Genomic DNA, 15,196 nt, shown 5'->3' on the forward strand with positions numbered 1-15,196 from the left:
ATTTAATCAAAAGGGGCCGATAATGGACTTTAGCGATCAAAGACTATCCTATGAAAAAGGGGCTTTATCAGAACCGATGCTGTTTGATAATCCGTTGCAGCTATTAGAGCAATGGGTACAAGAGGCCATTGATCTAGGTGCGCCTGAGCCCTATGCCATCAGCTTAGCAACCTGTGGAAGTGATAACATGCCAGCGGTTAGAACGGTGTTGGTGCGTGAGATCAATGCGATGGGATTGGTGTTTTATACCAACTATTTGAGTCATAAAGGTGAAGACATAGATCAAAATCCGCATGCTGAAGCGTTATTCTTTTGGCATGATATGCAGCGTCAGGTAAGATTGCGTGGTGCAATTCGTAAAGTAGACCGCGCCAAAACCGATGCCTATTTCCAAAAGCGCCCTTATGAAAGTCAAATTGGCGCCTGGGTCAGTGAGCCTCAAAGTGGTGAAGTGGCTAGCCGTGAAGTGATGGATGCCAAGTTTGCGCAGTTAAAGCAGCAGTATCCAGAGGGCAGCCAAGTGCCAACGCCAGAGTTTTGGGGTGGCTATCAGCTTGAAGCGACCCAAATCGAGTTTTGGCAAGGCCGACCCAATCGACTGCACGATAGACTGCTCTATAGTCTAGATACTAAGTCTGATGCCACTCAAAGCCACAACTGGGCGGTTAAACGTTTGTTGCCTTAGGCCAAACACCTTCAAATTAAACCAAGAGATTTATTGAAATAAAAAATAACCAGGATAATTGTTTTTATGATTCGTTTTGTTAGTTTTAACATTAATGGTATTAGAGCCCGTCAACATCAATTAGAAGCGGTGAGAGATATCATAGATCCAGATGTGATGGGTCTACAAGAGACTAAAGTGCATGATGAGCAGTTTCCATTAAAAAATGTTGAGTCGCTGGGCTATCACGTTGAGTACTTTGGTCAAAAAGCGCATTATGGTGTGGCATTGGTTTCAAAAGTTGCGCCTATCTTTGTGCAAAAAGGTTTCCCAGGTGAGCCAGAAGATGCTCAAAAACGCTTTATCCATGCTCGCTACGTGTTTGATGGTCAAGAAGTGGATGTGTTAAATGGCTACTTCCCACAAGGTGAGAACCGCAAACACGAAACAAAGTTTCCAATGAAGCGTGAATTTTATGCGTCATTGAATCATTATATTGATACGCTAAAAGCTGAGGGCAGAACGCTTATTGTCATGGGTGATATGAATATTGCTCCAGAAGATACAGATATTGGTATTGGCGAAAAAAATGCTAAGCGCTGGTTAAGTCAGGGCAAAACCTCATTTTTACCTGAAGAGCGCGAATGGTATACAGCATTAATGAGCCGCAATTTATTTGATACCTATCGTTTGCACTATCCAGAAAGCAATGAGATGTTTAGCTGGTTTGACTATCGCAGCCGTGGTTTTAATGATGATCCAAAACGTGGTCTACGTATTGACCATATTTTGTGCACTGAAGATATCAAAGATCAGTGCATCGATGCAGGTATCAGCTATGAGCTGCGTGCGATGGAGAAGCCATCAGACCATGCGCCAATTTGGGCAAGCTTTGAATTCAAGCCGCTTTAATTTAGAGCATATTAATTTAAACCGCTTTGATCAAAGTTTTAAACCTAAATAACGCGTTATTAAAACTTAGCCAATCTAAAAATAACAAATCAATTAAGGATAATTATGCCAGTAGGTAACATTGCCCCACCTGAGATTGTTCATGCTATCCCCGGTGTTGATATCGGTATAACAGCAGCAGGTGTTCGTTATAAAGACCGTGATGATTTAGTAGTGTTTAGTATTGCTGATCAAGCTTCTGTTGCTTGTGTCACCACCAGCAATCAGTGCTGTGCTGCGCCAGTATTGTTAGTGCGTGAGCATTTAGCCAAATTACAACAGCAGACTGAAAAAACACAGACACCGCGTTATTTACTTATCAATACCGGTAATGCCAATGCCGCTACTGGTGATGTTGGCTATCAACGTGCGTTACAAACTTGTGAGGCACTGGCTGAAAAAACAGGGACGCAAGCGGCGCAAGTATTGCCTTTTTCTACTGGTGTGATTGGTGAAGTTATTAACCGTGACGCTATTATTACTGGGCTAGATGCGTGTTTAGAAAACTTAGGTGCTGATAACTGGACGGCGGCTGCCAATGCTATTCGCACAACGGATACCGTGCCTAAAGTAGACAGTACTCAGATTAATCTAGATGATGGCACGGCATATCATGTCACTGGTATCTCAAAAGGTGCGGGCATGATCCGCCCTAATATGGCGACCATGTTGGGCTTTGTGGCGACAGATGCACCGATTGCGCAGCCACTATTACAAAAAATGCTGGTTGAATTGACCAATCAATCGTTCAACCGTATTACCATAGATGGGGATACTTCGACCAATGATTGCTGCGTGTTAATCGCGACTGGTGAGCATGATGAGCAGTTGATTGACTCTGAGCAACATCCACACTATCAGGCTGTATTTACGGCATTACAACAAGTTTTCTTACGTCTTGCGACCTTGATTGTGCGTGATGGCGAAGGCGCAACTAAATTTATTACGGTCAAAGTGACCGGCGGTAAAACCGTTGAAGACTGCTGCGATGTGGCCTATGCCGTTGCACATTCACCGTTAGTCAAAACTGCCTTTTTCGCAAGCGATCCAAACTGGGGTCGTATCGTAGCGGCTATTGGTTACTCAGGTGCTGAGCATCTTGATGCTAACCTAGTGAGTGTTAACCTTGATGATGTTGCGATCTGTACCCGTGGTCAATTAGATACCAGCTATAGTGAAGAGCAGGGCCAAGCGGTAATGAGTCGACCTGAGATTACCATTCATATTGATTTGGGTGTGGGTGAGGCGACAGATACGGTCTATACCTGTGATTTATCTCATGAATACGTTAGTATCAACGCAGATTATCGCAGTTAGTGGCTTTAATCGATTGTGAGAAGTAACGTTTCGGCTATCACAGCTTGGTCATTAATGGCTGTTGTGGTAGCCGTTAGTTACTTGCTTGCTTGCTGCTTCTAAGTTGCAGCAGCACCTTCAGGATGAGGTCTGTATTTAGAGCTATTGTGCTAGGTGGTGCTGCAACTGATGTTGCTTGTGCACCGCCAGTGCTGCGAATCAATGACAAACTTGAGCTAATCAATGAAACTTGCTCAATGAGGCCCAACCTGATTAAATCATATAAAAATCAATAAATAATTAAATTAAACTTAATAAGTTTTATAAATTATTAAGTTTTACAAAATAATGATGGAAAATGAGAGGATATGTTTTTATAATAGCCGCTATTTTCAGATCGCAGATGAGGCTTTTATGAAATATTTACTGTCTTCCTTAGCTTTGGCGTCGTTAGTACTGACCGCTTGTACCACTACCACAACCAGTTCAACGTCACAAATGAGAGGTGCTGTAAAAACCGCACAGTCTCAAGCTGCATCACAAATTATTCATATCCCTTCTTTTTTGATTGAGGTCAGCCCGCAAAAGGCACCTTGTGAGATTGCAACCACTGAGGGCTCAAGCGTCAGAACTCAGTGCTTGTATTATCGTCAAACCTTCCAGAAAAACTACAACACCCTTAGTGGCGGCATCAAAGATTTTGATTTTGAGCCAGGCTATCGCTATATACTTGATATCAGACAAGATGCCGTAGCCGATGATGTAACCGGTCAGCTTCGTCCCTTATGGACTTTAAATAAAGTGGTATCAAAAATTAAAGAATAGTGCCTAATTTAACATTATCCTAATTGATCACTTTATTCATAAATGAGCTGTATTAATAACTAGGCCGTAATGATAATAGTAAGTCGGCTATTTTATTGAGTGGACCGTAATGCTGATTAAGCTTGCTTAAAATGGTCGGCAAATAAGTCTGCCAGATAGCGCGCTAAAGGGTAGGGGATATCGTGGCCCAATCCAGCGATGAGCTTAAATTCAGAGTGGCGGATGGTTTTGGCCAAGCATTGACCATGAGCGGGCGGTAATAATCGGTCGTGCGTACCGTGAACAATTAACGTCGGCTGCTCGATTTTACGATCAATCTCTACTAATGAGCCTGTGGCCAATACTGCCAGTAGCTGACGCGAGACGCCTTTGGGATAAAAGCGGCGTTTATAGAGCAGTTTAGTACGGGTTAATGCTCTGCTTTCATCAAAGAAGTCCGGCGAGCCAATGGTTTTAAGTAAGTGCAGGTTATTGTCGATAATAACTTTCGGGTCTTTATTATCAGGGATAGGTTTGGTTAAGGCGCGCAGCGCATCCAGTCTTGGTGGCGGTAAAAATGGGCGATTGTTACTGGTCGCTAGCAAACCAAGACGAGTCACTCGCTCTGGATAGTTGGCTGCCAATATTTGCGCAATCATGCCGCCCATAGACATACCCAATACATGACAATGTTCAATTTCAAGCGCGTTTAACAGCTGATTGACATCTTCTGTCATATCAAACAAGGTATAAGGGATACTCTCGTTTTCAATCTTAATCGGCAAACCCAGCTTAAAGCGTGACAGTAATTTAAGCTTTTTACTAAAGGTTTTGTGTTCTTTAGTCAGCTTATTTTTGTGCTTTAATTTACTCGATTTGCCGATATCACGGTTATCAAACCGAATCACCTGAAAGCCTGAATCAATCAGACGCTTACAAAATACATTAGACCAAACCAGAGACTGAGCACCTAACCCCATTATCAATAGGATAATAGGGTCGTCTTCACGACCGCCACGTTCTAAATAAAACTTATATTTTGGGGTTTTAATCTTATACGCACGCATAAAGTCTGCGTATTTAGACGGTTTGGTTTTGATTTGATAAGGCTTTTGCTTTGACGGCATAACTGATGACCTAGGTACTTTCAGTTGTAGTGTGGCAATAATTACCTCGGTCAATAAATAACTCTAAACCAATAACTCTGAAGAGGGTTAGTAACCTTGGTAACTGTTTATACTAGTAACTGTTGATACTAAAGCAGCTAGGTGTCAGTTTGATGAAAGCCAATGCAGCATATTGCTAGGCAAGATTAATGTGCAAGCTATAGCATGTGTTGTTTTAACTCATGCACAATGTAAGGTTGGAAGTATTCTGGTAAATCGTGCGCCATGCCTTTAATCAATCTGAACTTAGCATGTGGAATATCACGAGCCACTGCCTTACCGTGTGACGGCGGTAATAGCCCGTCTTCACTACCATGCATAATCAAGGTTTTTGCAGAAATAGACTGACTATAGGATTTAATAGAGCCTGTCATCAAGATGGCAGTCAACTGTTGGATAGTGCCGGTAGGATAGAAGCAGCGATGGTAGCGTAGACGTGATAAATCTGCGACTTGCTGCTGGTCGATATAGCCCTGTGACCCGACTGTCTGAATGAACCACTTGCCGTGATCTACCACATCTTCTTCTTGATAGCTGGCAGGACGTTTGAATAAAGTATATAGCTGTCTTGGGTGTGGCGGCTCAAGCATCGGTCGGTTATTGGTCGAAAATATCAGCGCTAAGCGATCAACCAAATGCGGGTATTTTGCTGCAAAAATTTGGGCAATCATACCGCCCATTGATGCTCCAAGCACATGAGCCTTACGTAGCCCTAAAGCTCGTATTAAGTTTGCCACATCATCAGCCAAATCGGTTAAGTGATAAGCCACTTTGGTGTGAGAGTTATCTATGCCAAATTGCATCTTTAACATGGCGCCTAAAAAATTAACACGTGGCAAATCCTTGCGGCGAATTTTGGTAGATAAACCAATATCTCTGTTATCAAAGCGAATCACATAAAAGCCGGCATCGATAAGACGCTTGATAAAGCTCTCAGGCCAGAATATCAGTTGTGAGCCAAGGCCCATGATTAATACTAACGGAGGGTGATCAGGATTGCCGCCGACTTCAACGTACAGTTCGATATCGTCTGAAACTTGAATAATGGCTTGCTGCATAAGTGGTGACAGCGGTGAGGGGTGCCAGTGGTGCTCGGAGGCGACATGTGACATAGGAGTCATAAATCCTTTTTTGACGGCTTTTACAGGTTGATTAGATGGTATTAAGCGATTTGATTTTTGAAAAGTAGACTTAGATTTCTACCATTTCAAAATCAAGCTTGCCCACACCACATTCAGGACAAGTCCAGTCATCTGGAATGTCTTCCCATTTTGTGCCTGGCTCAATACCTTCTTCCGGACAGCCCAGCTCTTCGTCATAGATCCAACCACAAACGATGCATTCCCATTTTTTCATTACTAGTCCCTTACTCAATAAGTCAATAAAGCCCAAATTATACCCACATCTGCCAATGACAACAAGACACTATCACTAGCCTGATAATGAGCGGGTGCAGTCATCAATATTACAACAATAGATATGTTAAAATAATAGGTTAAAAGCTGTTATTTCGCATCATGTTTATAGCCGAGTTTAATTCTTACGGGAAGTATTTATGAGTAATCAAGCCGTTTCTTCATCACATTCAGAATCTGCCACTTCAGCGACTGTTATCGTAGATTCAGAATCAAAACGTCATCCTTTATGGCGTGCTATTCGCACAGTGCCAGATTTTCCAAAGCCTGGCATTGATTTTTATGACATCACGCCTTTATTACTCACTCATGTCAATGATGTGATTAATGCGATGTTGGAGGCTTTGCCAGAAGGTTTGATGGATGAAGTCGACTGTTTGGTTGCGGTTGAAGCCCGCGGATTTGTGTTTGCTAGTTTATTAGCCGGGCGTTTGGGCAAAGGTATGATGTTACTGCGTAAACCAGGTAAGCTACCGCCGCCAGTCGCTAATAAATCTTATGCTTTGGAATATGGCAGTGACACGTTGGAAATCCAAGATGGCATGCAGCCAAGCAAGGTATTGTTGGTCGATGATATCCTAGCAACCGGTGGTACGTTAAAAACGGCCTACCATTTATGTAAAGAAGCAGGCCATACAGTCGCCGGTGTTCTTGTACTACTAGACCTAGTGGCGCTACATGATGAGTTCCCAATTCCGGTTTATACGGTTTTAAAAGGTTAGTGCTTAAAAGTCACCATAAACATTAGCCCTAGCAACTTAGTGAGCCAAAAAAAACTCTACTTAAGATAGCCAGTATCATCGCTATCGAAAGTAGAGTTTTTTTGTTTAGGTTCTTTAACTTAAGCTCAAAAAACTAAAGCTCAATGATTTAAGCGTTATAACCTAAGGTTTATTTTTTCAATTGCATTAATGCTTTTGCTAGTTCATCACGTGCAGTGATAAAGCCGTCAATACCTTTAGGTAATAGATGCTGAGTGATGCTGTCTTGCTCGTAAGCGGCATTAAACTCATCTTCAGTTAGAGTAACTTTTGGCATGGTTTCACTGATCAAGTCAGCTGATAAGGCTTGAGTGACAGGTGTCTCTAATGCAGCCAACTCATCCAATAAATCTGGTGAAATAGTCAATAAATCACAGCCAGCAAGTGCTAAGATTTGATCCACACTTCTAAAGCTTGCGCCCATCACTTGGGTGTTATAGCCATGCTGTTTGTAATATTGATAGGTGCGTTTGACTGATTGAACGCCCATGTCATCAGCAATAGGAATGTTTTGGCGATTTTGCTCACGTTTTTGCCAGTCTAAAATACGACCGACAAATGGAGATATTAAAGTAACGCCGGCTTCTGCACAAGCCACTGCTTGATGCTGACCAAAGATTAGGGTTAAGTTACAGTGAATGCCTTCTTTTTCTAATTGCTCGGCTGCTTTAATACCTTGCCAAGTGGCAGCAATCTTAATCAAAATACGCTCTTTATCGACGCCAGCACGCTGATAGGCATCCATAAACTCATGCGCTTTTGCGATGGTAGCTTCGGTGTCATAAGACAATCTGGCATCCACTTCAGTTGATACACGACCTTCGATCAATTTTAGAATATCGCAGCCCACTTGAATGGTTAAATCATCAATAACCTTATCAATCATGTCATCGCCATGACTTGAGAAGCGGTTTAAAGTGTCCGCAAGCATCGCTTGTTTATCAGGATGGGTCAATGCTTTAGTAATTAGGCTTGGGTTAGTCGTCGCATCGACTGGCTTTAGGCGAGCAATAGCGCTTAAGTCACCGGTATCTGCCACGATGGTCGTCATAGTTTGGAGCTGCGATAAAGCATTCATGATGTATTCCTAATTTATTGCTAAGGGATGAAAAAATATCAAGGGTTATTGTTTTAACTTTTATGCTAACGTTATGTTTAACAGCATTTATTTAGATTAAGTGGTTAGCACTGGTGTAAATGATGATAGCGTATTACACTAGATCTAGATGCTAAGCGATCATGCGTCTCATTATACTATGTGTTTATGAAAATTGTGTTTATCAAAATTCGATTGATGATAACTCAGTTGATGAAAACTTTTTGTCATTAGTATCGATTATTATCAGTTTGTGACTTGTATTTTTTTTTGAAGCTAAAGTTGTGAAGCTTCAGTTTTGAAGCAAAGTTTTGCGGCTTAAAATTTGTGGCTTTTTATTTGTGATTCTATGATTGAATTTTTACACATGTCTGATAGGGTTGTTATCATTCGCACTAAGGCTGCTAATTTTATTTATTTTGGCCGCGAAAGTTGACTATAATAATCAAACCAAAGTAATAATCAGAATTAAATTAACCGCTTATTGATGGTATCAATAGCGGGCGTATCATTCATATTAACCATATTAACGTTTTAAATTAATCCATTATCATAACACGACCTATAGGCTTTTTTATGACATCATCCACAAATAACAACAACGCTCCTGCAAAAATTTCAGATGCGGCAGAGACAAAATTAGATGAGCTACGCCAAAAAATTGACCAAGTCGATGGTGAGATTTTGCAGCTGATTAGCAATCGCGCCAAATTGGCACAGGGTGTTGCTGAGTTTAAAAAAACGTATGCAGATGAAGTGGATTCAAACCCCATATTTTATAGACCAGAGCGTGAAGCGCAAGTATTAAAAAACATCATGAAGCGTAATCAAGCGTCAGACAGTCCAATCAGTGATGAGAAAATGGCGCGCTTGTTCCGTGAAATCATGTCAGTATGCTTGGACTTAGAAGCACCGCAAAAGATTGCATTCTTAGGCCCTGTCGGTACCTTTACGCATGCAGCAGCATTAAAGCACTTTGGTAAAGCCTCTACTACAGTGCCATTAACCACCATTACTGACGTCTTCCGTGAAGTTGAGTCAGGATCGGCGATGTATGGTGTTGTACCAGTTGAAAACTCATCAGAAGGTGTGGTAAATCACACGCTAGATGGCTTTTTAAGCTCTTCATTGAAGATTATTGGTGAGGTTGAATTACCTATTCACCAAAACTTCCTAGTTGCTAGCCACACCAAAGTGGATAGCTTAAGTCGCATTTATTCTCATCAGCAGTCACTGGCACAATGTCGTCATTGGCTTGATGTGAATTATCCAAACGTAGAGCGCGTTCAAGTTTCTAGTAATGGTGAAGCGGCGAGACGCTTGAAGAATGAATGGCATTCAGCGGCCATCGCTGGTGATGTGGCTGTTGCAGAATATGACCTGCATAAGCTGCATGAAAATATTGAAGACAACCCAGGTAATACCACACGCTTCTTAATTATTGGACATGAAGATATCGCACCTTCTGGTCAAGACAAGACTTCAATCTTGGTCTCTGCTCATAACAAAGCCGGTGCCTTGATTGAAATCTTACAGCCTTTGTCTAAGCATGGCGTGTCAATGACCAGTATTGAGACCCGCCCTGAACGTCCAAACAAATGGGCCTACGTATTCTTCATTGATATGGAAGGTCATATTGAAGATGAAAATGTACGTGCCGCCATTGAAGATATCCGTCCGATGGTGAGAGACTTACGTGTGTTAGGCTCATACCCACAAGCAGTGATTTAATTTAAATCAGCTAAAATAGATTTGGGTGTATACTATACTATTGTTCATTTACGGTTCGTTTAATTAGTCAGGTTGCCACATGAGTCACAAAACATTTTCTACCCCAGCTTACGATAGCATTAATGAGTTACACGTTTACCAAGCCGGCAAGTCAGTTGATGAGCTAAAGCGAGAGTATGAAGTCAATGACGTGCTAAAGCTTGCCAGTAACGAAAATGCCTTGGGTAGTTCACCAAAAGTGACTCTGGCCATTACCGAGCAGCTTGGTAAGTTGGCACGCTATCCAGATTGCCAAGCAGAAGACCTAAAGCTGGCCATTGCCCAATTTGCTGATAAAAAGCGCAGTCAGGTTACTTTAGGTAATGGTGCCACTGATTTATTGACAGTGATTGCGCGCAGCTTTGTGGCGCAAGATGACGCTGTGATTTATAGCGAATATGCGTTCTTTTTGTATGCGAGACTGGCCAAGATAGTTGGTGCTGAATCGGTGGTTGTGCCGGCAAAACGTTATGGACATGACTTAGATGCCATGCTCGAGGCAGTTGAGCAAGCGCCCAATACACGTATGGTATTTATCGCCAACCCTAATAACCCAACTGGCACACTGCTAACTCAGCAGCAAATACATGACTTTGTCAGTAAGCTACCTGCGCATGTATTGGTAGTGCTTGATGAAGCCTATGTTGAATATTGCCCAGAAAGTGACAACAGCGCGCTGTTAGATGAGTTTGATAATGTGATTATCGTGCGCACCTTCTCTAAGGCTTACGGTCTAGCCGGCCTACGTGTTGGCTATGCATTAAGTCATCCTGACGTTGCAGCTGTGCTAAATCGCACGCGCCAACCGTTTAGTGTTAGCTCAGTGGCTCAAGCCGCTGCAATTGCGGCACTTGATGACCAAGACTTTATTGCTAAAGTTCATAAAATCAATGATGGTCAGATGCGCTGGATTTGTAAGCAGTTCGATGCGCTAGGTCTGGACTTTGTGCCATCGCACGCCAGCTTTGTGATGGTGAATGTGGCCAGTGTCGGTGATGCTGATGAAATCTATGAAGGGCTATTGCAACAGGGTGTCATTGTACGCTCACTACGAAGCTATGGACTTGAAGGCTGGCTGCGTATGACAGTAGGCACTCCAGAAGATAACACACGTCTCATCGATACCCTACGTGATATCTTAGAGTCACTGTGATTTATCAATAATCTATTTTCATTGTCTGTGATGCTGTGCGATTAATTGTGATTGGCTGTGTACAAAGGCACTGATTAAAATATAAATCGTTTTGAATTAGAAAGTTAAAATTAGAAAACGATTAATTAGAAAACTATTAAACTGTTAGTTATTAAATAGGTAGTTTAGCCATGCTGTTTGAACAGGTTTGTATTATCGGATTAGGCCTAATCGGAGCAAGCCTCGCTCAAGCAATCAAGGACAGACAGTTGGCTGAAAGGCTAGTCGCTGTCGATCGGCAAGCCACCAGTATTGATGCTGCCATTGAAGCAGAAGTCATTAGTGCCGGTAGTGATACCTTAGCCGATGTGGTTGAAGGCTGTGACTGTATTATTGTGGCAGTCCCGGTAAAAGCGGTTGGTGCTGTGTTTTCTGAGATACAGCTCGCCATGCAGCAAGGATTAATCAGTGCTGATTGTATTATCAGTGATGTATGCAGTACCAAGCAAAACGTGGTCGAAGCGGCCAAGCAGGTGTTTGGTGAACTGCCTTCGGGACTGGTACCTGCGCATCCGATTGCTGGCGCTGAGCAGTCAGGCTTTAATGCGCGCCGCGGTGATTTATTCGTCAATCACAGTTTGATTATTTGCCCAATAAAAACAACCCACCCTGAAGCACAATTACAAATCAGTGATTTGTGGCAAGCGGTGGGTGCTACCATTATGAAAATGGATGTGGCACATCATGATGCGGTATTGGCTTACACCAGTCATCTACCACATTTATTGGCTTTTAACTTAGTAGAGCAATTGGCCAGTCACGATGACAATATGGATATATTTCGCTATGCCGCTGGCGGGTTTAGAGACTTTACCCGTATTGCAGCCAGCGACCCTGTGATGTGGCATGATATTTTTATCGCCAACAAGCCTGCGTTATTAACTGCTTTAGATGAATACAGTGATTATTTAGTTAACTTACGTCATCTGATCGAACAAGAAGACTCGACTCAATTGCTGGGTTTATTAGGTCGAGCCCAATCAGCAAGAAAGCATTTTGGTCATATGTTAACCAGCACCCCTTATACTAAAAAATTAACGGAAACCTCTCATACGGAAAATTCTATGGCTCAGTCAACTCAGGCGTCTAGCACTTACATTATTACACCCAGCCGCACAATTGAAGGCAGCATCCAAGTACCAGGCGACAAGTCTATTTCGCATCGCAGCATCATGTTTGGTAGCTTGGCAGAAGGCGTAACTCGGGTGACTGGCTTTTTGGAAGGTGAAGATGCTTTAGCAACCTTGCAAGCGTTTCGTGATATGGGTGTGACCATTGAAGGTCCAGATAACGGCAATGTGGTGATTCATGGTGTTGGTATTAATGGTTTAAAGCCAAGCCGTACGCCACTGTATATGGGTAACTCTGGCACTACCATGCGATTGCTGTCTGGTATTTTGGCGGCGCAAAAGTTTGATAGTGTGTTGACCGGTGATGCCAGCTTATCAAAACGTCCGATGGAGCGTGTGGCTAAGCCTTTACGTGAAATGGGCGCAACTTTACAGACCACTGGAGAGCGTGGTACCGCGCCGATTAGCATTACTGGTAGTGATAAACGTGGCAACCCACTGCATGGTATTACTTATGATATGCCAGTGGCTTCAGCACAGGTTAAGTCTTGCTTGTTATTGGCTGGCTTATGGGCAGAAGGCACAACGACAGTCATCCAGCCTGAGATTAGCCGCGACCATACTGAGCGTATGCTGTCCGCCTTTGGCTATGAAGTGCAAGTCGATGGCAACCGTATCAGTGTCGAAGGCGGCGGTAAACTGACTGCCTGTGATATCGCTGTGCCTGCCGATATTTCATCAGCAGCATTTTTCATGGTTGCTGCAAGTATTGCTCAAAATAGTGAAATTACCATCACTAAAGTGGGCATGAACCCAACACGTACCGGTATCATCGATATTTTAAAGCTAATGAATGCGGATATCAGCTTATCGAATGAAACCTTTGTTGGCGGTGAGCCGGTTGCGGATATCACCATTAAGTCGGCACAACTAAAAGGCATTCATATTCCAGAAGCGCTGGTACCACTAGCCATTGATGAGTTCCCTGTATTATTCGTAGCCGCAAGCTGCGCCTCAGGTCAAACGGTATTGACCGGTGCCAAAGAGCTTAGAGTCAAAGAGTCGGACCGTATTGCAGTGATGGCCGATGGGTTGACACAGTTGGGCGTCGACTGTACGGTAACTGAAGATGGTATTATTATTGAAGGTAAAGGCGTTGAAGGTAAAGGTGCTGCTACCCTAAACAATGATACAAAGAATGCGACTAACCATAATGATGACTTGCCAGCAGTATTTGGCGGCGGCGAAATATACTCGCATCACGACCACCGTATTGCCATGAGCTTTGCAGTTGCCAGCTTAAGAGCCAGTGACACCATTACCATTAAAGGTGTCGAAACCGTTAATACCAGCTTCCCAGGATTCTCAGAGTTGGCCAATAAGATAGGTATGAATATCGCAACCCGTACCCTGTAGTCCTTTCGACTAGGCAGTTGTTTTTAACGCTATAAAACAAGCCATCCCTGCAGCGGGTGGCTTTTATTTATTCAAGGCTGTACAACAAACTCCCTCACTGGAATCTAGTTATGTCCTCTCACTCACTTAATAACGTACACGCTAAGCCAAAACCAGCCGTCATACGCACCACCAATAAAGGGGTGTTAACCGCACTGGGTGCTTTCTTAATTTGGGGTAGTTTTCCCTTTTATTTCAAGCAATTGGGTGAGTACAATGCGATCGAAATTATTGGTCATCGTATTGTGTGGACCTTTGTTTGCTTAACGATTGTATTAGTAATCGGTAAGCGCTGGCAGTGGGTGACTACTTTAAAGAATAACCCGCATTTAATTTGGATTACCTTTGTTTCTGGATTAATTATTGCTTGCAACTGGCTAACGTATGTTTGGGCGGTCAATGCCAATCAGGTGCTAGAAGCCAGCTTGGGCTATTTTATCAGCCCATTAGTCGGCATTATGCTGTCACTGGTTTTCTTAAAAGAAAGGTTGCGACCATTACAATGGATAGCTGTCGCTTTTGCCTTGTCTTCGGTGCTGATACAGGTAGTGATGCTCGGTAAATTACCGATTGTGTCTTTGGTATTGGCGCTGTCTTTTAGTGTCTATGGGGTGATGCAAAGACGCACGCCATTACAGGCGTTGGATGCCTTATTTTTAGAAACCGCATTACTGCTACCGCTTTGCATTTGGTGGTTCTTACAAGCGGATGTGGCCAGTGCCAATATTGAGTTTTGGTGGAGTTCTGAGATTTGGTTTTTGATGTTGGCGGGTCCGATTACCTTGGTGCCTTTGTTGCTGTTTAACAAATCAACTAAGATGGTAGCCTACAGTATCTTAAGCTTTATGAATTACTTAACACCGACCATGATTTTCTGTTTGGCAGTATTTTATTATCATGAACCTTTTGATACCAAGCGTTTAATGATTTTTGGTTTAATTTGGATCGGCTTGGCCTTGTTCAGTATCGATCTGTGGCAAAATCGTCCTAGCAAAGTGTTAAAGCAGCTGCAAAAGAAACAAAAGAATGGTGAGCTTTAATCGATAAAAAACAACCATTATTCAAACGCTATTGATTAAATATCTATTCATTCAATAACTGAAAGTAAATAATATTTTAAGTAAACAATATTTTAAGTAATCAACATTTTAAATAATAAGCAGTGGGGCAGGATGAACTCAGCAGATAAAGTAATCATCAAAGGCTTAAAAGTACAAGCCGTTATCGGTGTGTTTGATTGGGAAAGAGCGATAGAGCAGCCGTTGGTCATCGATGTCACTATGACCACAGATATTACTAAGGCGGGTAAAAGTGATGATATCGCTGACGCGATTAACTATAAAGAAGTGTGTGATGACATTACTCTGTGGTGTCAGCAGCAACAAGCCAAGCTGATTGAAAGATTGGCAGAGTATATCGCCCAAGGAATTTTGGATAAATACCAAACCAGTGAAGTAGAGGTGACGGTAGCTAAGCCAACGGCGATTGCCGAAGCCGATGCGGTTGCGGTACAAATCGTACGCAGTGCTAGCTAAATTATCGGACAACGCTCAGTT

At 42.7% G+C, this 15,196-nt stretch carries 14 protein-coding genes; 10 read left to right on the top strand and 4 right to left on the bottom strand.

Annotation, left to right across the window (positions count from 1 at the left end):
* Positions 1-22: 22 nt before the first annotated feature.
* From pdxH to A6J60_RS00570, 4 genes are all read left to right on the top strand, one after another.
* Positions 23-685, top strand: a complete 663-nt coding sequence (pdxH, locus tag A6J60_RS00555) for a pyridoxamine 5'-phosphate oxidase (RefSeq protein ID WP_096064266.1) — start codon at positions 23-25, stop codon at positions 683-685.
* A 66-nt stretch (positions 686-751) separates the two neighbouring features.
* Complete coding sequence (gene xthA / locus A6J60_RS00560; protein ID WP_096064267.1) at positions 752-1,576, top strand: exodeoxyribonuclease III; 825 nt, start codon at positions 752-754, stop codon at positions 1,574-1,576.
* Positions 1,577-1,681: 105 nt separating this feature from the next.
* On the top strand, positions 1,682-2,932 hold the full coding sequence (argJ, locus tag A6J60_RS00565) for a bifunctional glutamate N-acetyltransferase/amino-acid acetyltransferase ArgJ (RefSeq protein WP_096064268.1): 1,251 nt from the start codon (positions 1,682-1,684) through the stop codon (positions 2,930-2,932).
* A 393-nt stretch (positions 2,933-3,325) separates the two neighbouring features.
* Complete coding sequence (locus tag A6J60_RS00570) at positions 3,326-3,736, top strand: DUF4377 domain-containing protein (protein ID WP_096064269.1); 411 nt, start codon at positions 3,326-3,328, stop codon at positions 3,734-3,736.
* Between the two features lie 116 nt (positions 3,737-3,852).
* On the opposite strand, the gene A6J60_RS00575 is transcribed toward A6J60_RS00570, so the two are convergent.
* From A6J60_RS00575 to A6J60_RS00585, 3 genes are all read right to left on the bottom strand, one after another.
* Positions 3,853-4,842 (bottom strand): alpha/beta fold hydrolase, encoded by a 990-nt coding sequence (locus tag A6J60_RS00575; protein ID WP_096064270.1) that lies wholly within the window; start codon positions 4,840-4,842, stop codon positions 3,853-3,855.
* 197 nt (positions 4,843-5,039) lie between these two features.
* Complete coding sequence (locus tag A6J60_RS00580; RefSeq protein WP_096064271.1) at positions 5,040-5,993, bottom strand: alpha/beta fold hydrolase; 954 nt, start codon at positions 5,991-5,993, stop codon at positions 5,040-5,042.
* Positions 5,994-6,072: 79 nt separating this feature from the next.
* Positions 6,073-6,237 (bottom strand): rubredoxin, encoded by a 165-nt coding sequence (locus A6J60_RS00585; RefSeq protein WP_096064272.1) that lies wholly within the window; start codon positions 6,235-6,237, stop codon positions 6,073-6,075.
* Positions 6,238-6,436: 199 nt separating this feature from the next.
* Here A6J60_RS00585 and A6J60_RS00590 point away from each other — a divergent pair, with 199 nt between their 5' ends.
* The gene (locus A6J60_RS00590) at positions 6,437-7,018 is read left to right on the top strand and encodes an adenine phosphoribosyltransferase (protein ID WP_096064273.1); all 582 of its coding nucleotides are present in this window, start codon (positions 6,437-6,439) and stop codon (positions 7,016-7,018) included.
* A gap of 169 nt (positions 7,019-7,187) precedes the next feature.
* Here A6J60_RS00590 and A6J60_RS00595 read toward each other — a convergent pair whose 3' ends face one another.
* On the bottom strand, positions 7,188-8,135 hold the full coding sequence (locus A6J60_RS00595) for a transaldolase (RefSeq protein WP_096064274.1): 948 nt from the start codon (positions 8,133-8,135) through the stop codon (positions 7,188-7,190).
* Between the two features lie 594 nt (positions 8,136-8,729).
* Between A6J60_RS00595 and pheA the strand changes: the two genes are divergently transcribed.
* From pheA to folB, 5 genes are all read left to right on the top strand, one after another.
* Positions 8,730-9,884 carry a prephenate dehydratase gene (gene pheA / locus A6J60_RS00600; RefSeq protein WP_227526008.1) on the top strand — a complete coding sequence of 385 codons (1,155 nt, stop codon included), beginning with the start codon at positions 8,730-8,732 and terminating at the stop codon, positions 9,882-9,884.
* Positions 9,885-9,963: 79 nt separating this feature from the next.
* Positions 9,964-11,076, top strand: a complete 1,113-nt coding sequence (gene hisC / locus A6J60_RS00605; protein ID WP_096064275.1) for a histidinol-phosphate transaminase — start codon at positions 9,964-9,966, stop codon at positions 11,074-11,076.
* A 170-nt stretch (positions 11,077-11,246) separates the two neighbouring features.
* On the top strand, positions 11,247-13,601 hold the full coding sequence (locus A6J60_RS00610; RefSeq protein ID WP_096064276.1) for a bifunctional prephenate dehydrogenase/3-phosphoshikimate 1-carboxyvinyltransferase: 2,355 nt from the start codon (positions 11,247-11,249) through the stop codon (positions 13,599-13,601).
* 110 nt (positions 13,602-13,711) lie between these two features.
* Positions 13,712-14,680, top strand: a complete 969-nt coding sequence (gene rarD / locus A6J60_RS00615; protein WP_096064277.1) for an EamA family transporter RarD — start codon at positions 13,712-13,714, stop codon at positions 14,678-14,680.
* Positions 14,681-14,812: 132 nt separating this feature from the next.
* Positions 14,813-15,175: a dihydroneopterin aldolase gene (gene folB / locus A6J60_RS00620; RefSeq protein WP_096064278.1), complete on the top strand. Its 363-nt coding sequence runs from the start codon at positions 14,813-14,815 to the stop codon at positions 15,173-15,175.
* The last annotated feature ends 21 nt before the right edge of the window (positions 15,176-15,196 follow it).

This window comes from Psychrobacter sp. FDAARGOS_221 (assembly GCF_002313155.2).
In the GTDB taxonomy this organism is placed as follows: domain Bacteria; phylum Pseudomonadota; class Gammaproteobacteria; order Pseudomonadales; family Moraxellaceae; genus Psychrobacter.